Origin of the sequence: Thermoanaerobaculum aquaticum, assembly GCF_000687145.1 — a bacterium.
GTDB classification, from domain to species: domain Bacteria; phylum Acidobacteriota; class Thermoanaerobaculia; order Thermoanaerobaculales; family Thermoanaerobaculaceae; genus Thermoanaerobaculum; species Thermoanaerobaculum aquaticum.
Map to the genome: position 1 here is coordinate 12,511 of NZ_JMFG01000011.1, position 21,609 is coordinate 34,119.

Annotated in this window: 21 protein-coding genes, 1 tRNA gene and 1 pseudogene; 6 read left to right on the forward strand and 17 right to left on the reverse strand. The window is 64.7% G+C overall.

Annotated features, from left to right (window positions below; genetic code table 11):
• Positions 1-1,179, reverse strand: a pseudogene (gene tilS, locus EG19_RS14400) (tRNA lysidine(34) synthetase TilS); the annotation flags it as partial.
• A gap of 6 nt (positions 1,180-1,185) precedes the next feature.
• Positions 1,186-1,260: transfer RNA gene (locus EG19_RS04695), tRNA-Met, on the reverse strand.
• Between the two features lie 56 nt (positions 1,261-1,316).
• On the opposite strand from EG19_RS04695, the gene EG19_RS04700 reads away from it, so the two are divergent.
• Both EG19_RS04700 and EG19_RS04705 read left to right on the forward strand, forming a co-directional pair.
• Entirely contained in the window at positions 1,317-1,520 is a 204-nt protein-coding gene (locus tag EG19_RS04700) for a hypothetical protein (RefSeq protein WP_038048119.1), read from the forward strand.
• Between the two features lie 50 nt (positions 1,521-1,570).
• Entirely contained in the window at positions 1,571-2,827 is a 1,257-nt protein-coding gene (locus tag EG19_RS04705) for an aminotransferase class III-fold pyridoxal phosphate-dependent enzyme (RefSeq protein WP_038048121.1), read from the forward strand.
• A 4-nt stretch (positions 2,828-2,831) separates the two neighbouring features.
• Here the strand turns inward: EG19_RS04705 and EG19_RS04710 are convergent, their stop codons facing one another.
• The 3 genes from EG19_RS04710 to EG19_RS04720 all read right to left on the reverse strand — a co-directional run bounded on the left by EG19_RS04710 (position 2,832) and on the right by EG19_RS04720 (position 4,115).
• A complete protein-coding gene (locus EG19_RS04710) occupies positions 2,832-3,209 on the reverse strand; it encodes a response regulator (protein ID WP_038048122.1) in 378 nt (125 codons plus the stop codon).
• Between the two features lie 142 nt (positions 3,210-3,351).
• Positions 3,352-3,693, reverse strand: coding sequence for an STAS domain-containing protein (locus EG19_RS04715; protein ID WP_038048123.1), 342 nt, complete (start codon positions 3,691-3,693; stop codon positions 3,352-3,354).
• A complete protein-coding gene (locus tag EG19_RS04720) occupies positions 3,690-4,115 on the reverse strand; it encodes an ATP-binding protein (RefSeq protein WP_038048273.1) in 426 nt (141 codons plus the stop codon). Before EG19_RS04720 ends, EG19_RS04715 begins: the two co-directional genes overlap by 4 nt.
• On the opposite strand from EG19_RS04720, the gene EG19_RS04725 reads away from it, so the two are divergent.
• Positions 4,114-5,274, forward strand: a complete 1,161-nt coding sequence (locus EG19_RS04725; RefSeq protein ID WP_161685392.1) for a hypothetical protein — start codon at positions 4,114-4,116, stop codon at positions 5,272-5,274. The genes EG19_RS04720 and EG19_RS04725 overlap by 2 nt on opposite strands.
• Here the strand turns inward: EG19_RS04725 and EG19_RS04730 are convergent.
• From EG19_RS04730 to EG19_RS04750, 5 genes are read right to left on the reverse strand one after another with little or no spacing between them, the layout of a single operon-like run.
• A complete protein-coding gene (locus EG19_RS04730) occupies positions 5,237-5,812 on the reverse strand; it encodes a peptidylprolyl isomerase (protein WP_053334901.1) in 576 nt (191 codons plus the stop codon). The two genes, EG19_RS04725 and EG19_RS04730, sit on opposite strands and share 38 nt — an antisense overlap.
• Before the next feature lie 9 nt (positions 5,813-5,821).
• The gene (locus tag EG19_RS12415; RefSeq protein WP_053334902.1) at positions 5,822-7,696 is read right to left on the reverse strand and encodes a serine/threonine-protein kinase; all 1,875 of its coding nucleotides are present in this window, start codon (positions 7,694-7,696) and stop codon (positions 5,822-5,824) included.
• A gap of 33 nt (positions 7,697-7,729) precedes the next feature.
• Positions 7,730-8,011 carry a septum formation initiator family protein gene (locus tag EG19_RS04740; RefSeq protein WP_038048125.1) on the reverse strand — a complete coding sequence of 94 codons (282 nt, stop codon included), beginning with the start codon at positions 8,009-8,011 and terminating at the stop codon, positions 7,730-7,732.
• Positions 7,984-9,273 (reverse strand): phosphopyruvate hydratase, encoded by a 1,290-nt coding sequence (gene eno, locus EG19_RS04745; protein WP_038048126.1) that lies wholly within the window; start codon positions 9,271-9,273, stop codon positions 7,984-7,986. The genes EG19_RS04740 and eno overlap by 28 nt, the downstream gene beginning before the upstream one ends.
• The gene (locus EG19_RS04750; protein WP_038048128.1) at positions 9,266-10,693 is read right to left on the reverse strand and encodes a phosphohexomutase domain-containing protein; all 1,428 of its coding nucleotides are present in this window, start codon (positions 10,691-10,693) and stop codon (positions 9,266-9,268) included. The genes eno and EG19_RS04750 overlap by 8 nt, the downstream gene beginning before the upstream one ends.
• 27 nt (positions 10,694-10,720) lie before the next feature.
• Here EG19_RS04750 and EG19_RS04755 point away from each other — a divergent pair, with 27 nt between their 5' ends.
• The 3 genes from EG19_RS04755 to mfd are packed head-to-tail and all read left to right on the forward strand — an operon-like array spanning position 10,721 to position 16,083.
• Positions 10,721-11,614 (forward strand): CAP domain-containing protein, encoded by an 894-nt coding sequence (locus EG19_RS04755; RefSeq protein WP_038048130.1) that lies wholly within the window; start codon positions 10,721-10,723, stop codon positions 11,612-11,614.
• A complete protein-coding gene (locus EG19_RS04760) occupies positions 11,611-12,756 on the forward strand; it encodes a cysteine desulfurase family protein (protein WP_152543916.1) in 1,146 nt (381 codons plus the stop codon). The genes EG19_RS04755 and EG19_RS04760 overlap by 4 nt, the downstream gene beginning before the upstream one ends.
• 6 nt (positions 12,757-12,762) lie before the next feature.
• Positions 12,763-16,083, forward strand: a complete 3,321-nt coding sequence (mfd, locus tag EG19_RS04765; RefSeq protein WP_053334903.1) for a transcription-repair coupling factor — start codon at positions 12,763-12,765, stop codon at positions 16,081-16,083.
• A 42-nt stretch (positions 16,084-16,125) separates the two neighbouring features.
• On the opposite strand, the gene EG19_RS04770 is transcribed toward mfd, so the two are convergent.
• From EG19_RS04770 to rpmI, 7 genes are all read right to left on the reverse strand, one after another.
• Entirely contained in the window at positions 16,126-16,380 is a 255-nt protein-coding gene (locus tag EG19_RS04770; RefSeq protein WP_038048133.1) for a hypothetical protein, read from the reverse strand.
• Positions 16,381-16,573: 193 nt separating this feature from the next.
• Positions 16,574-17,722, reverse strand: a complete 1,149-nt coding sequence (locus tag EG19_RS04775; RefSeq protein ID WP_053334904.1) for an AAA family ATPase — start codon at positions 17,720-17,722, stop codon at positions 16,574-16,576.
• Entirely contained in the window at positions 17,722-17,946 is a 225-nt protein-coding gene (gene zapB / locus EG19_RS04780; RefSeq protein ID WP_038048134.1) for a cell division protein ZapB, read from the reverse strand. The genes EG19_RS04775 and zapB overlap by 1 nt, the downstream gene beginning before the upstream one ends.
• Positions 17,947-17,955: 9 nt before the next feature.
• Positions 17,956-19,992: a phenylalanine--tRNA ligase subunit beta gene (pheT, locus tag EG19_RS04785; RefSeq protein ID WP_053334905.1), complete on the reverse strand. Its 2,037-nt coding sequence runs from the start codon at positions 19,990-19,992 to the stop codon at positions 17,956-17,958.
• Positions 19,989-21,017 (reverse strand): phenylalanine--tRNA ligase subunit alpha, encoded by a 1,029-nt coding sequence (gene pheS, locus EG19_RS04790; RefSeq protein WP_038048135.1) that lies wholly within the window; start codon positions 21,015-21,017, stop codon positions 19,989-19,991. The genes pheT and pheS overlap by 4 nt, the downstream gene beginning before the upstream one ends.
• Positions 21,017-21,385, reverse strand: coding sequence for a 50S ribosomal protein L20 (rplT, locus tag EG19_RS04795; protein WP_038048136.1), 369 nt, complete (start codon positions 21,383-21,385; stop codon positions 21,017-21,019). The genes pheS and rplT overlap by 1 nt, the downstream gene beginning before the upstream one ends.
• 12 nt (positions 21,386-21,397) lie before the next feature.
• Positions 21,398-21,598, reverse strand: a complete 201-nt coding sequence (gene rpmI, locus EG19_RS04800) for a 50S ribosomal protein L35 (protein ID WP_038048137.1) — start codon at positions 21,596-21,598, stop codon at positions 21,398-21,400.
• Between the last annotated feature and the right edge of the window lie 11 nt (positions 21,599-21,609).

Sequence of the window (21,609 nt, forward strand, 5' to 3'; positions counted from 1 at the left end):
CCGCCACTGGCGGGGCACTCCTTGCCGCGCCAGGCAGGCCCGGGCGTCCCGACCCTCAAACCGGAAACCGGGGGGGAGAGATTCCACCGTCAGTTTGGCCTCCCGAATTTGCAGGCTCAAGGAGACCCTGAACGCCGCCCGTTGCAGAGGGACCCCTAACCCCATATTGAAGCCGCCCGGCAGCCGGAAGACCCCGGGAACGGTCACCGCCATGGGCGGGAAAGGCTTTAAGGGAGGGGGATTGAGGACCAGTTGCCCCCGCTCCCGCGAAAGCACCCACCTCCCTCCCAAATCCAGGGCCCGCGGCGTACCCCCCGCCACCAGCCGGGAAAAAAGCGCCTGTTGCTCCCGGGAAGGGGGCTCAGCCAGGGGGAGCGCGGAAGCCACCGCCAGAAGCCAGCGCCGGCGCAGGGGGGCGGCAAGGGAAGCCACGGCCTCCATAGGAACCGGGCTTCCCAAACGGGCAAGCGGTGCCCGCCGCTCCATTTCCGCCTGCAGGAAAGCCTCGTCTTCCGAAAGCTCCCCGGCAAAGGCGGCTAGGTGCTCCACCGCCCGGGGAAAGCCCTCCTGCAAAAGCGGTAAGACCCGCCAGCGCAAAAACGTGCGCGGACGGTCGGCGAGCAGGTTGGTGCTGTCCTCGCGAAAGCTTTGCCCCAGGCTTACCAGGTACTCCCGTAGCTGTCCCCGGCGAAAATCCAAAAGCGGCCGGATGACGTGCCCCAGGCGCCGGCGAATGCCTGCTACCCCCCGGGGCCCCGAACCCCGTAGCAGCTTTAAGAGCACAGTTTCCGCCTGGTCATCCAGGGTATGGCCGGTGGCCACCGCGGCAGCCTGTGTGGTCACCCGCACCTCCTCCAGCACCCGGTAGCGCTCCTTCCGCCACCAGGCCTCCCGGGAAACCCCAGATGGCGGCAAGGCAAGCCTTTCCAGCTTCACCGGCCAGCCGAGCTGGCGCCCCAGGTCCTGGCAAAAGTCGGCATCGGCGTCCGCTTCGCTACCCCGCACGCCGTGGTGCACGTGCGCCAACACCAAGGAAATTCCCAGCTCCTGGGAAGTTCGGTGCAAAAGCAGCGCCAAAGCGGTGGAGTCGGCGCCACCGGAAACGGCAACTACCAGGCGTTGTCCCACGAGATCCGGAAAATGGTGGCGGAAGGCCGCGGCAAATGGGCGATCCAGCATGAACGTTGGTGCCGGCGAGTGGACTCGAACCACTGACACGGGGCTTATGAGACCCCTGCTCTGCCTCTGAGCTACGCCGGCCCGGCCGCGAGGATTGTACCATCCCCAGCCCCACGGCAGGCCCTATACTGGAAGCGATGGTGGAAGAGGTTGGCCTTCAGACCCAGTGCCCCAAATGCGGCGAGCTGCGCCCCAGCTGGTCGGTGCGGGAGTGCCCCATTTGCGGTAAGTTCTCGTGCATGCGTTGCGGGGTGTGGCAGTACGGGCGGCTCTTCTGCTCCCCACACTGCGCGGCGTTCTTCTTCCACGGGGATCCCGAAGAAACCCCCGAGGAGGGTTGAAGGGGCGGGATGCTTTATGTACAATCGCGCACTCCTGGAACGGAGGTAGGATGGCACCGCGAACGGATGAGCTTTTGGCCCAGGCCAAGGAACTAGCCCCCATCGTTGCCCACCGCGGGCAACAGGGCTTGCTTTTGGCCAAGGCTCAGGGCTGCCGGGTCTTCGATGCCGACAACGTGGGCTTCGTGGACCTCACCTGCGGTGGCGGAAGCTGTCTTTTGGGCTACGCCAATCAGTACGTACTGGATGCCGTGCGCAAGGCTACCACCCTGGGTTTGGCCTCGGGGTTTGCCAGCACCGCCGAGGTGGAGCTGGCCGAAGCGTGCAGCGAGTTTTTGCCCAACTACGCCCCCTGGGTGTTCACCAGCAGCGAAACCGAAGCCTTCGAGCTTGCCCTTCGCTTTTGCCGCCGCCATACGGGGCGGATGCGGTTGGTGGTCTTCGACGGTAACCGTTCGGGGGCGGTGGAAACTCTCCAGGTGATCCCCGGCGGTCCCGTGGGGCTTTCGCTGCCCAAGATTTCCGGCTTGCTGCCGGAGCTGGCCCGCACCGTGCGGGTGGTGCCCTGGGGCAACGCCGAGGCCCTGGGACGGGTGCTGGAAGAGGTGGGGGTAGACACCGCCGCTGTGCTTTTGGACCCCATTGCCAGCCAGTTTGGGGTGATCCCCCCCGACCCGGGTTTCCTGCAAAAGGTCCGGGAACTCACCCGCAACGTTGGGGCGCTTTTGGTGCTGGACGAAACCCTCACCGGCTTCCGCGTGGACCGGGGGGGCGCCAACCAGGCCTTCCACATTGATGCCGACGTGCTGGTTTTGGGGGGCGTGCTGGGCGGTGGCGTGAGCAGCCTGGGGGCGGTGGCCTTTGCCAAGCACCTGGAGGTGACAGTGGCGGAAGAGGTGGCTCCGCCGCCTTCGCCCCTGGCGGTGTCAGCGGCCGTAGCCACCCTTTCGGTGTTGCGCAACGATGCTGGCTACCTGCGCTTGGAGGAACGCTCGGTACAGCTGGAAACCGGCGTGCAGGCGCTGGCGGAAAAGTTCGAGCGGCCGCTGCGGGTAAACCGTGTGGGCTCGATCTTTTCCTTCAGCTTCTCGCGCCAGGGGGTGCGGGATGCGGCTTCAGCTGCGGCTTGCGACCAGGCCACCTATCGGCGGTTTTACGAAGCGGTCAAAGACAACGGCGCCCTGCTCCCCGCCAAAAGCCCAGCACCGGCCTTTCTCTCCTTGGCCCACGGGGTAAAAGACGTAGAAGCCATCCTCCAGGCCATGGAAGCGGCCCTTCGCAAGATGCAAAAGGAAGACGAGGCGTAAAGGCTTAGAAGTTTTCCCCAGGGAAGTGGCGCCGGAGAGCAGCCAGCAGGGTTTCGGGTTCCAAGGGTTTTTCCAAATACTCGTCCACCTTGTAAACCGTCTTGGCTTCCGATTCCCAGCGGTAGCTCTTGTACACCGCGGTGACGATGAAAACCTTGGGTTGGTACTCAGGAAGCTTTTCCTTGAGCTTGGCAATCACATCAAAACCGGAAAGCCGGGGCATGAGGGCGTCCAGGATCAAAAGCTCGGGGCGGTAGGCCAGGGCGGCGTCCAGCGCCTGTTTGCCGTCCGCCGCCTCAAACACCGTAACCCCCTTTTCCTCCAGGAGCTCCTTCACCAAAACCCGAAAGATCCGGCTGTCGTCAGCCACCAGAACCTGCATGCCACCCTCCGGGAAAATGCTACCACCGACCCCGAGTTAAAAACCCAAAATCCACCCGCACACCCCACACCTAGGTTGCCGTCCTCATACGGCGCCCCACCAGAAAAGCAAACGCAGCCGCTCTCAGCTCCCCAGCGGCAGCTCAAGCTTGAAAGCTCTGCAGCGCTTCCGCTTCGTTGTCGAAGACGTCAAACACCGTGATGAGTTGGGTGACCTGCAGGATGTCGTTGATCTTGGGAGGCAGGTTCACCAGCTTCATGCTCCCGCCCCGCCGCTTGACGGTAGTAAAGCACGCCACCAACTCCCCGATCCCGGAAGAGTCAATATGGGTCACGTCCTTGAGGTTCACCAGGATGTTGGTCTTGCCCGCCGCCAAAGCCTCTTCCACCAGGCGCCGAAGCTCCACATCCCCAGCACCGATGGTGATTTTCCCGGACAAATCCAGCACCCTTACGCCTTGTACGTCGCGAAAACTCCCTTTCATGCGCTCCTCCTTGCCAACTTCTTCCTAAGCTCGACCTTAGTCCCACCGCTTGCGGAGCGGTCGAAGCTCACCTCATCCATAAAGTGGCGGATGTAAAAAACCCCCCGGCCACTGTCCTTGAGCAAGTTTTCGGGGCTTCGGGGATCGCTGAGGCGTCCGGGGTCGAAGCCTTCCCCCTCGTCCTCCACGATCATCCTGAGCTCCTGCCCTTCCTCCAGTTGAATGGTAACAAAAACCCGCTTTTCCGGGTTAAGCTTGTTGCCATGTTTGATGGCGTTAGCCAGGGCTTCCCGCAAGGCCATAGCCGCCCAGTAGAGGTCTTCCTCGTTGACCTTGGCGCGGGCCACTTCAAAGAGCATTTTTTCCGCAAGCTCAATGTTCTCATACGCCGAGAAAATGGAAATTTTCGCTTCCACGGTCATGCGTAGGAAGTTTACCACGTTCGCCGCCACCTTCTTTTTGGCCTTAAGTGCCTGGGCGGCCACACCCTGCCCCCCCGCTCTCCTCACCGAAGTCCCCAGGGTAGCCCAGTTGCGCGGGCTGGATGGCCGCTGGCAGCCCCGGTGTGAGCTCCTGGCCGCCGCTTCCCTCAAGGACAGGCTGGCCACAAAGCTTGCCAACGAGCTGCCGCTACCGCCAAAGCTGTACATGGAGGTGCTCCAGCGCCTGGGCTTTGTGCCCTCCACACCAGAGCTTTACGAGCGGCTTCTGGACTTTTACGCCAGCCAGGTCCTGGGCTTTTACGAGCCCTCCCGGGACACCATGGTGGTGGTGAACCGCCCCCTGCCCAGCGAGGAGGAAAGCTCGGTGGTATGGGTGCACGAGCTCGCCCACGCCGCCCAGGAGGCGCGCTTCGGCCTTCCCACCAAGCTCTTGAGCGTCAAGGACAACTCCGACCAGCAGCGCAGCTTTTCGGCCATCGCCGAAGGGGAAGCCATGCTGGTGATGTTGCTGCTGGAAAGCCCCTCGCCTCCCCCCACCGAAAGCCTCGAGCAAGCGGCCCAGGCGCTGGTGGAGGTCAGCAAGTCCCTGGCCCGCTCGGCCAACATCGGCGATTTTTTCGTGGAGGACCTGGCCTTCCCCTACGCCCAGGGCTTGCGCACGGTGCTTTCGGCTTACAAGAAAGGGGGGTGGCCAGCGGTGGACGGCCTTTTGACCAACCCGCCGACGTGCACGGCGCATTTGCTTTTTGGCTCGCCCTGTAATCACCTGGCAAACCGCGCCTTGCCGCCCGTCCCGGAGGGCTTTCAGGAGCTTTTAACCGATAGCCTGGGGGCGTGGGCCGTAAAGTTTTGGTTTTCCCAGGTGGCTGGGGGGGAGGAAGCCGAAAAGCTGGCCAGAGCCTGGGACGGGGACCGCTTGCGCCTCATCCGCGATGCAAGGGTCCCCCAGCGCTGGGCCCTATGCTGGAAGCTCCGGCTGAAAAGGCAGGCAAAAGCGATCTGGGCGCAGGCCTTTGTCCGTCAGCACGTGTCCAAGCTTTTGGCTTCCTTCCGCCAGGGCCCGCCCCCCCAGGTTACGGTGGTGTCCGAGGGGAGAACCCTTACGGTTTGGGTGGATTGGCCAGCACCTCAGCCTTGAGGATCACCACCGGCTGTTGCGGCACTTCGGCAGGGAAGGGACCACCCGGGCCGGTGGGGATCTTGGCAATGGCGTCGGCCACCTCCATGCCCTCCACCACCCGCCCAAACACGCAGTAGCCGTAGCCCCGCGGGGTGGTCTCCCGATGGTCCAGGAAGGTGTTGTCCTTCAAGTTGATGAAGAACTGGCTGGTGGCGGAGTGGACCTCGGCGGTGCGGGCCATGGCCACTGTGCCCCGCAGGTTGGAAAGCTTATTGGTGGCTTCGTTTTCCACCGGGGGTTTGGTGGGCTTTTGCCGGAAAGCGGTATCAAACCCTCCCCCTTGAATGACAAAGCCCGGCACCACCCGATGGAAGATCGTGCCGTTGTAAAAGCCCGACTGCACGTAGGCCAGGAAGTTGGCCACGGTTTTAGGGGCTTTGTCTGGGTAAAGCTCCAGCACCATCACCCCCTGGTTGGTTTCCAGACGAACTCGAGGGTTGGTTTGACCGAAGGCAACCAAAGGCAACAGCAAAAAAACCACAATCCAAGCGTTCACGGCTCCTCCTTATTTGCGCGCCGAAAGGGAAAAGCGCGGCACTTCCTTTTCCGAAAACATCTCCACCCGCAGCACGTAACGGCCACCGGCCGCAAACTGAACGGTAAAGACCTGCTCCCCCAGCACCTCCCCCCGCTCGCCTTTGAGCCGCACCAAAAGCTTGTGCCCTCCCGCATTAACGGGAAAGGCATCTTCCACGATGCCGGTGCCCCGCTTGCGGATGCCCAAGAAACCCTTGCTGCCAAAGTCAAAGGCCTTGCGCCCCAAAAGGGCCCCGTCCAGCTCCAGCTCAAACTCCCCATTGCTCAAAGGCGAGTTGAAGTAAAGCTCCAGGCGAGCGGAACCACCCACCGGGGTGGATTGCGCCGCCTGCCCCAACCGCTGCACCTGGGCTTCCCCCGGACGTGACCCCCCACCCCCCCGGGAAAGCTCCAACCCCCTTTGCGCCAGCACGTTTTCCGGATCCAGCTCCAGCACGGCTTGAAACGCCTGCCTGGCCTGGGTCACCCGCCCCTGGCGCAAAAGCCCCATGCCCTCGTCCAGGAGCGCTTGGATTTTGGCCTGCTGGGTTGCCAATTCCTGACGATGGGCCAGGGCTTCCCGGGCTTTCTCGGCCACCGCTCGAGCCGCCGGGCTTTGGGGAGCTTGGTCCCAAACCGGTGCCAAAAGACCAAGGCTCCTTTCGGGGTCCTGGGAAAGCAACAAAGCCGCCTGCCGCACCGTCATGGCCAGCTGATGGCGGCGGGCCGGCTCGCCAGGGGGAGGCCCGGCAAAGGGACCGCGGTCAATCTTGCCGTAAAGCACCGCCACCGTCACCAGGGGCGGCAGCAGGACAGCAGCCAGCAGGATCACCACCCAGCGGGTGGCAATGGGCAGCCGCCAAATGGAGGGGGTCTCCTCCTTCTCTTCCTGCTTTTCCCCACCTTCCGCCAAAACCGTGGCCTTGGTGGCGGTGGCTGCCATTTCCGGCTTGACCACCACCGCTTGCGAAGCGGCAGTGGCGGCTGGCTCGCCCTCGGGAACCCGGGGAACCGGAATTTCCCCGGTTCCCGCCAGCACCCGGCGGAGGGCTTCCAGGGCACGAGCTACCTCCAGGCCCCGGGCGTAGCGGTTTTCCGGCTTTTTTTCCAGAAGCTTGAGGATGATCGGGTTAAAAGCCGGGGGCAGACCCGGACGGAGCTGCGAAGGCACCGGCGGTGGTTCGTGCACGATCTTGTAGGAAACCTCGGTGACGCTTTCACCGGCAAAGGGCCGCTTACCGGTGAGCAGCTCAAAAAGCACCACACCCAAGGAAAAGAGGTCCGACCGCCCATCCACCGGCGAGCCGGTCACCTGCTCGGGGGACATGTAGTTGGGGGTGCCGATGAACTGCCCGGTGGTGGTGAGGCTGGAGGTGGCAAGCCGCGCCACCCCAAAATCGGTGATCTTCACCGCCCCCTGGTCGGTAATGAGAATATTGGCGGGCTTGATATCCCGGTGCACCACGCCTTTGGCATGGGCGTAATCCAAGGCCACCGCCAAAGCTGCACCGATGCGCGCCACATCAGAGTAGGAAAACGGGTAGCCCTGGCGCATGAGGTCGCGCAGGCTCTTGCCCTCCACGAACTCCATGGCAATATAGGAAAGGCCAGTGGCCTCATCCACTCCGGCGTCGTACACGGTGACGATGCCCGGGTGGTTGAGGATGCCCGCCGCTTGCGCCTCCCGCAAAAACCGAATGCGGAACTCCTCGGCTTCGTCAGCCCCTTCGGGAAGCACCAGGGTTTTCAGGGCCACTTTGCGGCCAATGACCGGGTCCCGGGCCAGGTACACCACCCCCATGGCCCCACGCCCCAAAACCCCCTCGATTTCAAACCGGCCTATGGCCTTCGGTTCCGCACCCATAGGTACGCCCATTGTACCCTGCACGCAGGGGTCCTAAGGCTGGGAGAGGATCACGACCTTTTCCTGCGTTCCCGCCACCCCCAGAAGCTCCCGGGCCGCCCGGGAGCGACTTTCCGCGTCGCGTTCCAGGCTTTCCACCTCACGCCGCAGTTGCGCCACCTGCTCCACCAGGGCTTGCCTTTTGGCTTGCAACTCTTCCCACTCCTTGCGAGCTTCCAAAAGCTCCCTCTGGGCCCTGGGGTAGTTCCACGCCCAGTAGGCGAGCACCACAACCAGGCCCAAAAGCCTCAAGAAGCGGAACGGGCGAAGAGCCACGGCCCGGCAAACCTCCCCGTTTCACCCAGCTCCTCCTCAATGCGCAGGAGGCGGTTGTACTTGGCGGTGCGCTCCCCGCGCGAGGCGGAACCGGTCTTGATGAGGCCGCAGGCGCACCCCACCGCCAAATCGGCAATGGTGGTGTCCTCGGTTTCCCCCGAGCGGTGGGAAACCACCGCCTTCCACCCATGGTGCAGGGTCAAGCGCAAAGCTTCCAGGGTCTCGCTTAAGGTTCCAATTTGGTTGAGCTTGATGAGCACCGCGTTGGCCACGTCCTCCTTTTGCCCCCGGGCAATGAGCGCCGGGTTGGTGACGAAAATATCGTCCCCCACCAGCACCACCCTGTGCCCCAAACGGGCCTTCAGCAGCTTCCAACCTTCCCAGTCCCCCTCCGCCAGGCCATCCTCGATGAGCACCACGGGGAAGTCCCGGACCCATTCCTCGTAGGTGGCCACCAGGTCTCCGGCGTCCAAACCGAACCGCTTTTCCCCGGCCAGATCGTACCCCTCGCCGGTGAAAAGCTCGGAGCCCGCGGCGTCAATGGCCAAGGCCACCTGTTCCCCGGGTTTGTAGCCCGCCGCCTGGATGGCCTCCACCAAGAACTCCAGGGCCGCCCGGTTGGAGGGCAAGTTAGGGGCAAAGCCCCCCTCATCCCCCACCGAAGTGACGTGGTGGGCGGCTTTGAGCTTGGCTTTCAGAGCGTGGAAGACCTCCACGCCGGCCCGCAGCGCTTCCCGGAACGAATCAAAGCCCCACGGCACCAGCATGAACTCTTGAATGTCCAGGGAGTTGTCGGCATGGACCCCGCCGTTGATGACGTTCATGAGCGGCACCGGCAGCACCACCGCCCCCGCACCTCCCAGGTAGCGGTAAAGGGGGAGGGCGCACTCCGCCGCGGCTGCCTTTGCGCAAGCCAGCGAAACCGCAAGGATGGCGTTGGCGCCCAGCCGGGATTTGTCGGGGGTGCCGTCCAGCTCGCGCATGGTTTTGTCAATGAACGCCTGGTCCCTGGCATCCAAGCCCATGACCGCGCTGGCCAGGTCTTCGTTGATGGCCTTCACCGCCTGCAAAACCCCCTTGCCGCCAAAGCGGCTCTTGTCCCCGTCCCGCTTTTCCAGGGCTTCGCGGCTACCGGTGGAGGCCCCCGAAGGCACGCAGGCGGTGCCCACCGCCCCCGAAGCCAGCTCTACTTCCGCTTCCACCGTAGGGTTGCCCCGGGAATCCAAAACCTCTCGCCCCCGAACCGCCACGATCTCAAACATGTCGCACCTCCTCTTCGGCTTTGCGCCAGGTTTTCTTGGCTTCCCGTACCAGCACCCGCAGCAGGTTGGTGGTGGGCGCCTCCGCGTACAGCCGCACCTTGGGCTCGGTGCCGGAAAGCCGCCACAGCACCCACGCTCCCCCTGCCAGCTCCAGCAACACCCCCCCTTCCCGCTCCACCCGCGTCACCGCAAGCCCGGCAAACTCCCGGAACTGGCGGCCCCGGAGGAGCTCCAAAGCCCGCGGGCTTTCCTCCCGCAGGGGCAGCTGCACGCGGCGGGAAAGCAACGTGCCGTAGCGGCCAAAAAGGTTGCGCAGCAGGGCCCGCAACGGCAAACCCGTGGCCCCCACCATTTCCGCCAGCAAAAGGCACGCGAAGATCCCGTCGCGTTCGGGAAGGTGCGCGGAAACACCCAGCCCTGCCGATTCCTCCACCCCCACGCAAACCCTACCCGAAAGCAAGAGCGGCCCAAGGCTGGGAAAACCCACGGGGGTTTCCAAAAGCTCCAGGCCGCGGGCGGCGGCGATGCGGTCCACCAGGCGGGTGGTGGCCACGGTTCGCCCCACCCCACCAGGCCCCGCTCCCAGCCGCCGAGAGCCGGTGAGGTAATCCACCAGCGCCGCCAGCACCGGGTTGGGGGGCAACACCCGACAGGAGCCGTCCACCACCCCAAAGCGATCGGCATCGCCGTCGGTGGCCAGCCCCAGGATGGCCCCCTCCTCCCGCACCGCCTCCCGGAGCGTGGCTAAGTTGGCCGGCGTGCACTCCGGGGCGTAGCCCCCAAAGTAAGGGTCCTTGGTGGCGTGGAGGACCCGGGTAGGCACCCCGTGGGCCAGCAGCAGGCGATCCAAAAACTCCCGGGCGGTGCCGAAGAGGGGGTCCACCACAACCTTCCCGGGTATTCGGCGCACTGCGTCCCAGTCCACGTGGGCCTCCAGGGCAGCCAGGTACGCCTCCCCCAGCGGCTCCACCCGCACCAGCTCTTCCCGCCGCAGGAAAAACGGCTCCGGCTGGGAGGCCAAGTGCTCCACTTCCCTTTCCACGCGGTCGGTGAACTCCCGCCCCGCCAGCACCCCGTCCTTGGTGTAGAGCTTCACGCCGTTGTATTCTGGGGGGTTGTGGGAGGCGGTGAACATGACCCCCAAGAGCCCCGGGCGCTGGCGCACCGCCCAAGCCAAAGCCGGGGCCGGGAGATCGCGATCCGCCAACACGGTGGGAAAGCCAAAGTGCGTAAACACATCCACCGCTTCTTGGGCCAGCTTCTCGGAAAGCAGCCGGGTGTCGTAAGCCACCAGCACCGGCTGGGGGGGGTCGGTTTTCGGGAGCAGGCGGGACAAAGCCCAAAGCAAACGGCGGACTTGGCGAAACGTAAAATCTTGGCCCACCACCCCCCGCCAACCAGCCGTGCCAAAACGAATCATCGTCGTTCGCGGCAAGCCTACCACAGCTTGTTCGCCCTTGTGCTTCTTTCTGCCAGCTCCGACCCGCTGGCGCTCGCTCGTAACCAGGTCCTGGCGCTGGTGAACGAAGCCCGAAGCCAGCACGGGCTGGCCCCGCTGGCACCCGACCCGCTTTTGCAAAAGGTGGGGGACGCTTTTTGCCACAAGCTGCTGGCGGAAGAACGGCGCGGCCACTTCGCCAGCGATGGGGTAGCCCCGCACCTGCGCTATGTGCTGGCGGGAGGCACAGGCTTCCACCGGGAAAACGTGGGCAGCTACCAAACCACCGGAACACTGTCGCCCGAGGCCATCCCCGCGCTGGCCGTGGAGCTCACCCGGGCCATGCTTGACGAAAAGCCACCCGCCGACGGCCACCGCCGTACGCTGCTCGTACCCGAGGCCACCCACCTGGGTGTGGGGCTTGCCTTCTCCCAGAATCGGCTGGTGCTCACCCACGAGGTGGCCACCAAGTTTGCCGAGCTTTCCGCCCCAGCGGCCATCTGCCCACCCAAGGGCCGGCTGGTGCTTTCCGGTCGCCTTCCGGCGCCCTGGCAACCGGCGGCGGTGGAGGTGCTTTGGGAGCCGCTCCCGGGAGCCGCTCCGGTACCGGAGGGAAACAGCTACAGCTACCCACCCCGACGGGGGTGGTTTCAGCCCCAGGAGTTCTTGCCCGGCACCCGCGTTACGCTCCCCGGGGCCCTTTCGGTTCAAGCTGGGGGCCGTTTTGAGTTTCGGTCGGCCACCGGACCGCACCAGGGCGTGGAGCTTCTGGTGCTCTGGGCCCAGAGGCCCGGCACCAGCGAGCTTTATCCCGTGGCCCTGAGCGGGTGCCTGGTGCTTTCGGAGCCGCCCAGCCCGGACATAGAGTTTTGGATAGCTTTGCAACGCAAGGAGTGGCCATGACCAAGGTCATTTATCTGGACTACAACGCCACCACGCCGGTGGACCCGCAAGTGCTTCAGGCCATGCTCCCGGCTTTCACCGAGCACTTTGGCAACGCCTCCTCCCGCACTCACGCCTACGGGTGGGCGGCCGCGGCGCTGGTGGATCAAGCCCGCACCACGCTGGCCAAGCTTTTAGGGGCAAACCCCGAGGAGCTGGTGTTCACCTCCGGCGCCACCGAAGCCAACAATTTGGCCATCAAAGGGCTTGCCCGCAGCAGCCGGAAGCGGCATATCGTCACCACGGCCATCGAGCACCCGGCCGTTCTGGAGGCTTGCGACAGCCTGCAAAGGGAAGGGTTTACGGTCACCCGGGTGCCGGTGGGGAAAAGCGGGGTGGTGGACCCCGAAGCGGTGGTCCAGGCCCTCACCGACGACACGCTTTTGGTTTCGGTGATGCTGGTGAACAACGAGATCGGCACCATCCAGCCGGTGCCGGAAGTTGCCCGCCTCTGCCACCAGCGGGGGGTGCTGGTGCACTGCGACGCCACCCAGGCCCCTGGCAAGCTGGAGGTTAACGTGCAGAAGCTGGGGGTGGACCTGCTTTCGCTTTCAGCGCACAAGTTTTACGGGCCCAAGGGGGTGGGGCTTTTGTACGTGCGCCGGCAAAAGCCGCCCCTGCGCCTGGAGCCCCTGCTGCACGGGGGCGGGCAGGAAGGCGGCTTGCGCTCGGGAACCCTCAACGTGCCTGGGATCGTAGGGATGGCCAAAGCCCTGGAGCTTTCGGTCGCAAACCTCGAGGAGGAAAGCAAGAGGCAAGCGGCCCTCCGCGACCGCCTGCGGGAAAAGCTACTGGAGGCGTTCCCGCGGCTTTTGGAAAACGGCGATGCCAGCCAGAAGGTCCCCAACACCCTCAACGTTTCCTTTGTGGGCCTTGATGGCGGGGCCTTGGTGGCTTCCCTGCCGCGCCTGGCGGTGTCCCCGGCTTCGGCCTGCGCCACCGCCAAGCCCAAGCCCTCCCACGTGCTGCTGGCTCTCGGCAGGACCCCCGCCGAAGCCAACAGCGCCTTGCGTTTTTCCCTGGGCAGGCCCACCACCGAAGAAGAGGTGGAGGAGGCAGCGGCCATGGTGGCAGAAGCGGTGCGCAAGCTCACCCGTGGGTAGGGAGACATGAGCCGTTTCCCGCTTTTGCAGGAGGCCCTGAACGTGCTGGGGGCCACGTCACCCCAGCGGGTGGTAGGGGTGTGCCCCGGCGCCCGGGTCCTGGGGGTGGAGCTGCTCCTGGGCCAAAAGGAAAAGGCGGTGGTGGTGGTTCCCACCCCCAGCGACGCCCTGGAGCTGGCGGCAAGCTACGGGCTTTTCTTCCCCCAGCACCCGGCGGCGGCGCTTCCCGCCCACATGCTGCTCCCCTACGCCCCCCAGGGCACCCCCCTGGCTGCCACCGCTGAAGCCGTGACGGCCCTTCTTCGGTGGGCTGAGGGGGGTCTCAGCCGCCTGGTGGTTCCCGCCCGCCTGCTGCCGCTGCCCTTTCCCCGGCCCGAGAGCTTGCTGGCCCGCGTGCGGCGCTTCGTCCCCGGCGAGCCGCTGGACCTTCAGGAGCTAGCGGGTTTCCTCAGGGAAGAGGGGTGGCACCGGGTGGAGGTGGTGGAGGAAGCGGGGGAGTTTGCCCTCCGCGGCGAAGTTTTGGACTTAGGCACCACCGATGGCTTCTTCCGCCTGGTGGTGGATGTGGACCGCTTGGAGACCATCCGCGCCTTCAACCCGGAAAGCCAGCGCTCGGTGGAGGAAAGGGGCGAGCTGCAGCTTTCACCCATGAGCCTTTTCCCCACCAACCCCCGCGTGCGCACGCGGGCTGCCGAACACTGGGAAAAACAGGGGTTTCCGTTCTTGGCGGAAATGCTGCGGGAAGGGGTGGCAAACCCGGTGGTAGCCCCCTTTGCCGCGGTGGGAGAGGCCTGCGGGCATCCCTGGGAGCTTTCGGAAGCCCTGGTGGTGGTGGAGCCCGCCGACGTGGAAGCGGAGCTGGCCCGGGCCTGGACCGCCCTTACGAAGGCCCATGAAACCGCCTGCCGTCAGCTCCCCCTCCCTCCGCCGGAAGCGTGGCTCCATCCACCCACCGAGTTGCTGGAAAAGCTGGGTAAGGCGCCGGTGGTAGAAGAGCTGGAAAGCGGAAACCGCCCCAACCCGCTTCGGCTGGTCACCCAGCCCGCGCCTCAGCTGGCCTCTCACCCCCAGCTTTTGCTTCAAGAGCTGCGGCGGGGTTTGGCGGAGCGCATGGCGCAAGTGCTGGTGGCCGGCAGCCCCGGGGAAGCCCAGCGGCTAGCCCACCTCCTCCGGGACCAGGAGCTGCCCTTCCGCGAGGGCTTTCCGGAAGCGGGCGGCATCGGTATCGTCCACGGCACCCTGGGGCACGGTTTTCTTTGGCCGCAAGCTCACCTCGCGGTGTTTGGCCGCCAGGACCTCACCAACTTGCCTAAAGCGCCGCCCCGCTCCCGCACGCTGGCGCAGGTGCTCTTCGACATTCGCGACCTCAAGGTGGGCGACTTCGTGGTGCACCGCGATCACGGCATCGGCAAGTTCTTGGGGTTTCGCACCGTCACCCTGGACGGCAGCAAACACGAGTGCGTGGAGCTGGAGTACGCCGGTGGTGCCAAGCTCCTGGTGCCCATGGAGCGGGCCGACCTTCTGGAAAAGTACACCGCCGGTGAGGCGGCTGCCCCGCGCCTGGACCGGCTGGGGGGCAGCACCTGGAAGGCCACCAAATCCAGGGTGAAAAAGGCCTTGAAGGATTTAGCCGAGGAGCTCCTGCGCGTGGCCGCTGCTCGCGAGCTGACCCCCGGCTACGCCTTTTCCAAAGACGGTCCCTGGCAAAAGGAGTTCGAAGCGGCCTTTGAGTGGGAGCTCACCCCGGACCAGGAGCAAGCGGTGGCCGAGGTCAAGCGCGATATGGAGTCGCCCCGCCCCATGGACCGCTTGCTGGTGGGAGACGTGGGCTACGGCAAAACCGAGGTGGCCATGCGGGCCGCTTTCAAAGCGGTGATGGACGGCAAGCAGGTGGCCTTTCTGGCGCCCACCACGGTGCTGGCGGAGCAGCACTACCGCACGTTTCTGCGCCGCTTTGCCGGCTTCCCCGTGGAAATCCGCATGCTTTCCCGCTTTTTGCCGGCTGCCGAACAAAAGGCCGTGCTGGCCGGCCTGGCCGAAGGATCGGTGGACATCGTCATCGGCACCCACAGGCTTTTGGCCAAGGACGTCCGCTTTCGGGACTTAGGGCTTTTGATCGTGGATGAAGAGCAGCGCTTTGGCGTGGCGCAAAAGGAAAAGCTCAAGAAGCTCAAGGCCAACGTGGACGTGCTGGCGATGTCCGCTACCCCCATTCCCCGCACCCTGAACCTGGGGCTTTTGGGCTTGCGGGACGTCTCCATCATCGAGACCCCACCCCGGGATCGCCTGGCGGTGCAAACCCACGTGGTGCCCTTCAACCCCGAGGTCATCCGCGAAGCTATCAGCTTTGAGCTTTCCCGCCAGGGCCAGGTGTTCTTCGTGCACAACCGGGTGGCATCGCTGCCGGCCATGGCCAAGCTGGTGCGGGAGCTGGTGCCCGAAGCCCGGGTGGTGGTGGCCCACGGGCAGATGTCCGAGCGGGAGCTGGAGCGGGCCATGGATGCCTTCGTGGAGCACCGGGCCGACGTGCTGGTGGCCACCGCCATCGTGGAAAACGGCCTGGACATCCCCAACGCCAACACCCTCATCGTCAACCGCGCCGACCGCTTCGGTCTTTCCCAGCTTTACCAGCTCCGGGGGCGGGTGGGGCGATCGGACCGACTGGCCTTTGCGTACCTGCTGATCCCCGAAGAAGCCGCTTTGAGCCAAACCGCCCGCTCGCGCCTGGCCGCCATTCTGGAGTTTGCCGATTTGGGGGCCGGCTTCCGCCTGGCCGCCCGGGATTTGGAAATCCGCGGTGCTGGCAACATCCTGGGCGCCGAGCAGCACGGCCACATGGAAGCGGTGGGCTACGAAACCTACTGCCGCTTGCTGGAAGAAGCGGTGGCGGAGCTCAAGGGGCAAGCGTTGCCCGAGGAGGCCCCAGCGGTGGAGCTGCATTTGGGCTTAGACATCCGCATCCCCGAGACCTACGTGGCCGAAGAAGCCCTGCGGCTTTCCCTGTACCGCCGGGTGGCCGCCGCCCGAACGCCGGCTCAGCTGGAAAGCCTGGCCGAGGAGCTGGCCGACCGCTTTGGGCCCTTGCCCCAGCCAGTGCGGAACCTCCTGGAGCTGCAAAAGCTGCGGCAAATGGCCCAAGCTCACCGCATCCGCCGCATCCGCAGGACCCCTTCGGGCCTGGAGCTGACTCTCGACCCTGCCGCCCCCACCTCCCACGACTTGGCCTTGCGCTTGCTGGCGCGCTTCCCCGGCAGCCGCCTCACCCCTTCAGGTCAGGTACTGCTGCCGCCCCTTGGTCCAGGCGAGCTTCTGCAGGCCGTCGCCTGACCCCTTGCCCTCTAAGCTCTGCCGGCGGAAACGGCCCGGCAACTAGGGCCACCACCACCAGAAGAAAAGGTCCAGTACCTTGCGAAAAAAGCGCTCGCCAAAGCGGGCTACGGCCAAGCCCGCCAAAACCGCAAGCACCGGGGGACCCAGAAAGTTAGTTGGCGAGCTCCAGTCGCTGGCAAGCCACCAGCGAAACAAAAGAGCAAAAGCCAAAAGAAACCCACAGCCGAAGCCTGCGCAACCGGGAGGCTGTTCTGGAAAGTATTCGTGGTCTAAGTGGAGCGTCCTGCGCTTCATCCTGCCAAAGCTTACCGTGGCCCCGGCAGGTCGCGGTTAACTGCCAGCAATCCTGCGTTAACCCCAGACCGGGCGTGGTTCTCGAGCCCTTTGCGAGCCAGACCAAAGCTCCGAGCTGGCGCTTTGGCTTGCCTGGCACCGGTGCGGCAGCCCCACGTTGGGCTAGCGCGCAGGGGGTGCTCCGCGACGCGCTTTATACGCCCAACGTGCGGCGAACCAGGTCGGCGGTGACGGTGAGGCGGAAGCCCCCTTCGGGTTTGGGTTTCACCAACCCCGAGCCAAAGGGGTCAAACTCCACGGGGTTCATGATCCTGCCCCAAATCCCGCGCAAAGCGCGGGCACCGGTGCGGGTTTGCCGCTCCGCTTGCTCGGCAATGATGGCAGCGGCTAACTCTTCCACCTCCAGCTCAATGTCGAAAAGCGCCAAATACTTCCGCGTGCGCACCAGCGGCGAATCGTTGGCATAAAGGAGGATGGCCTTCAGCACGTCCACGGTGAGGTCGTTGAGGATCACCACGTTGTCAAAGCGGGCAATGAACTGCGGCACCATGCCGTAGGTGAAAAGGTCCTCCAGGCGGAAGAAATCGGCCAACGAGAAGCGGGTTTCAATGCGCACCTGCCCGTCGGCGGTGCGGATGGCGGTGCTTTTCAGCTTTTCCCCGGAACCGGGGCTGGTGACCCGGTAAAACACCTGGTCGTAAAGGCCCTCAAAAGCCCCGCCGCAAATGAACATCATGCCCTTGGTGTTGATGTCCAGCACCTTGGGTTGTTCCTCACCGTTTTCCACCACAAAGGTGCGGTATGGGACCACTTCCCCTTCCATGAGCGTCAACAGACCCTGCTGCAACACCACGCCAATGGGGTTGGGCTTGCCGGCTACCACCGAGGACATCTTGTCAATTTCGTCCACGCACACGGTGGCCCGCTCCATGAGCTCGGTAAGCTCAGCAGCCGAAGGCGGGTGGCCGATGACCGCCCGGGCCCGCTGCTCCACCGCCGACAAAAGCCTTTCCGGACGAAACTCCATGCGGTCGGAATCCACCAGCAGGTTGGCGTTGATGATGGTCATGGCCCGCAGGGGCCTGAAAGCCGGCACCTCGTGGTAGAGGCGCTGGATTTCGTTCATGATCGTGGTTTTGCCGGTGCCGGAGTTGCCGATGAGCAGGAGGTTGCCGGGCAGGGTGCCGGTGGCGTGTTTGTACACCGAAACCGCCACGAACTCCAAGGCCTTATCTTGCCCCAGCACCCCGGAAGAGAGCGCCTCAAAGATACGCCGGGGGGTGATCTCCCGAACGTTTTCGGGCCAGGGAGAAGCCGATTCTTGCTTGGCAAGCCCGGTCATTAGACTCCCAAGCTTTCCAGCTGCTGCAACAGCTTAGAAAGCCTTTGCCGGAGCTTTTCCCGCTCCTCCCGGAGGGCGGCAAGTTCCTCCTGCAGCTTTTCCTGCTCCGCGTTTTCGCGCAAACGCTGGTTTTCCTCCTCCAGCTCCCGCACCCTCTCTTTGAGCTCGGTGTAGACCGCTATCAATCGGTCAATGCGCTGCTCGAGGATGTCCAGGCTTTCCATGGCCCCTCCCTAGCTAAACGAAACCGAAAGCTTGGCTGCCAAAGCCTCCATCAACGCAAAATGGGCGGCGTTGACCTCTTCTTGGGTGAGGGAGCGCTCCCGGTGCCGGTAGGTAAGCCGCAGCGTGGTCTTCACCTCATCGGGCCCCACCTGCTCCCCCCGGTAGCGCACCACCGGCTCCACCCGCTCCAGGATCTCCGGAGCCAAAGACCACAGGGTGCTCACCAGGGTGCCGTAGGGGAGCGAAAGGGGGTGGCGCACGGTGAGGTCGGCCACCACCGCCGGAAAGCGGGAAAGCTCCTGGAATTTCGGTGGAGCGGGGGCAGCCGCCACGTCCAGAACCAGCTCCAGGGCCCAAAGGGGACGGGGGGCATCGTAAAGGGCTTGAGCCTTTTCGCTGAGCTTGCCCAGCACGCCCACCGCTTCCCCATCCCGTTGCATTACCGCCCCGCAGCCGTTGGCAAAAGGATCAGCCAGCGGGGCAAAGGCGCAAGGAGGAAGCCCCAGCCCTTCCGCCAGCGCCTCAGCCAACCCCTTGAGGTCCAAAAAGTCCACCGGACGCCGGCGGTCCCACGCCCCCACCTCGCCGGAAAGCACCACCGCGAGCCTTTCCTCCTCCTGGACCTTGCCTTCCCTGGCAAAGAACACCCGCCCCACCTCGAAGAGCTGCACCCGCTCCGCGCCCCGCCGCAGGTTGGAAGCTGCCGCTTCCACCAACCCCGACCACAGCGTGCGGCGCATGACCGCCATGCGTGCGGACAAGGGGTTTTCCAGGCGTACCAGCTCCCCGCGGGCAACCAGAGGCGACGCCTGAAAGGAAAGCTCCACCTCCTCGGGGACAAAGGCGTAGGTAATGGCCTCCGCCAACCCCAAGCCTTGGGCCAGATCCCGCGCCCGATCGGTGACCGGGAAGCTCCCCCGCCGCTCCCCTGGGCCTTCTCGCAGCGGTGGAAGCACCGAGGGGATGCGGTCGTAGCCCCAGTGGCGGAGGATCTCCTCGTAAAGGTCTTCGGGAAGCTCCAGATCCACCCGGTGGGTGGGTACCTGGCAGGAAAAGCTGTGACCCTGCACCTGGAAGGGGATTTCCAGGGCCGTGAGCACCTCCCGAACGAAGGCTTCAGGAATCGCCACGCCAGCAAAGGCCGAAAGCCCCTCCAGCGTGAAGGAGATGGTGGCCGGAGACGGCAGCTCCCGGCAGGAGTCCAGAACACCGGAGGCTACCTCGCCCCCCGCCAGCTCCACGATGAGCTGAGCCGCCGCATCCACCGCAATGCGGGCCATGGCGCGATCGGCCCCCCGCTCAAAACGGCGGGACGCCTCGGTATCCAGCCCCAGCCGCTTGCGGGTGCGGCGGATTGCCGTAGGGGCAAAGTACGCCGATTCCAAAAGCACGTCCTGGGTGGTATCGGTGATTTCCGAGTTGGCCCCGCCCATGATCCCCGCCAGCGCCACCGCCTTGGTTTCGTCGGCAATCACCAGGTCCTCAACGGTAAGGGTTCGCTCCTCGCCGTCCAGAGTGACGAGCTTTTCGCCGGCGCCCGCTCTTCGAACGCGGATGTGCCTGCCTTCCACCCTGGCCAAATCGAAGGCGTGGAGGGGATGACCTAAGTCCAAAAGCACGTAGTTGGTGGCATCCACCACGTTGTTGATGGGGCGAATGCCACAGGCGGCAAGGCGGTCGGCCAGCCACTGGGGTGACGGACCCACCTTTACCCTACGGATCACCCGGGCACAGTAGCGGGGGCAACCTTCGGGGTCCTCCACGGTGACCCTGGCCAGCTGCTCCACCGCCGGCCCCTTTTCCGAGACCGTCACCTGCAAGGGCTTGAGCCGCCCGCTACCGGCTGCCGCCGCTTCCCGGGCCAGGCCCCGGTGGTTCAAGCAGTCGGGGCGGTTGGTGGTGACATCCACCTCCCAAATCTCGTCATCCCCCTGGGGGGTGCGCAGCTCCACGTTGAGCCCGGCAGCGGTCAAGCGCTCGGCCATCTCGGCAGCTGGCAGAGTCCCTTCCAAATGCTCGCAAATCCAGGAATAAAGCACCTTCACCGCCCAAGCCCTCCGGGAAACTGCCGCAACATCCGCTCATCTCCGGAAAACAGCAAGCGCAAATCGGGGATTTGGTACTTCAACATGGCCACACGATCGAGACCCAGGCCAAAGGCAAAGCCGGTAAAGCGGGTGGCGTCAATCCCCACCGCCCGGAAAACCCGGGGGTCCACCATCCCCGCCCCCAGGATTTCCACCCACCCGGAACCCGAGCAAACCCCGCAGCCTTTGCCCCGGCACAGCACGCAGGTGATGTCCACCTCCGCCGAAGGCTCGGTGAAGGGGAAAAAGCTCGGGCGCAGGCGAACCTGAAGGGAGGGATCGAACAAGCGGTGGAGAAAGGCTTCCAGAGTGGCCTTGAGGTGGGCAAAGGAGATGCCCTCGTCCACCACCAACCCCTCCACCTGGTGGAACATCGGGGAGTGACGCAAATCCGAGTCCCGCCGATAAACCCGACCGGGGATGATCACGCGAATGGGCGGCTTGAACTGCTCCATGGTGCGGATTTGCACCGGCGAGGTGTGGGTGCGAAGCAACAGCCCCCCGGGGAGGTAAAAGGTGTCCTGGGTGTCGCGGGCCGGGTGATCGGGGGGGATGTTCAGGGCTTCGAAGTTGTGCCAGTCATCCTCCACCTCAGGGCCATCGGCCACCGAGTAGCCCATGCGCAGGAAGATCTCTTCAATTTCCCGCCGCACCAGCGTTACCGGGTGCAGCGCCCCCAGGGTGGGCTTGCGCCCGGGGAGGGTAACGTCCACGTCCTCCCCTTTGGCCTTGGCGGTGCGGGCCTTTTCGCTGGCGGCTTTGAGCTGTCCTTCGATGTACGCCTTGAGCTCGTTAAGCCCCTTGCCAAAGGCGGGTTTTTCCTCCCGCGGCAGGGAGGCGAGCTTTTCCTCCAGCTTGCGCAGGATACCCGCTTTGCGGCCGGCAAACTGCACCCGCACCTCTTCCAGCTGGCGGGGATCGTCGCCGGCCGCGGCCAAGGCCCGATCAAACTCAAGCCTTACCTGCTCAAGCTCCGAAAGCATTACCCGCTGACCTTAGAGGCCAAGCCTTTCTTGGCAACCTTCACCAGCTCCTCAAAGGCCGCCGCATCCCGCACCGCAATGTCCGCCAGCATCTTGCGGTTGACTTCCGCCCCGGCCGCCTTAAGCCCAGCAATGAACTGGGAGTAGGAGAGGTCGTGCAGGCGAGCAGCGGCGTTGATGCGCACAATCCACAGAGCCCGCATTTGCCGTTTGCGCTGACGACGATCCCGGTAGGCGTAGACCAGCGACCGCTCCACCTGCAGCTTGGCAATGCGGTAAGCGTTGTGCCGGGTCAGGTAGTAGCCCTTGGCCAGCTTCAAGATTTTCTTTCGCCGCTGAACGCGGTGGTTACCCCTTTTGATCCTCATGGTGAACCCTCCTCAGTGGGCGTAGGGGAGCATGCGCTCCACCTTGGCCTTGTCCGCTCCGGAAACCAGGGCTTCTCGCCGCAAATGCCGCCGCCGCTTGGCCGATTTTTTGGTCAAGATGTGGCTGTGAAAGGCGTGATGGCGCAAGAACTTCCCCGTTCCCGTGCGCTTAAACCTCTTGGCTGCTGCTTTTAACGTCTTGATCTTTGGCATGTGGCCTCCCT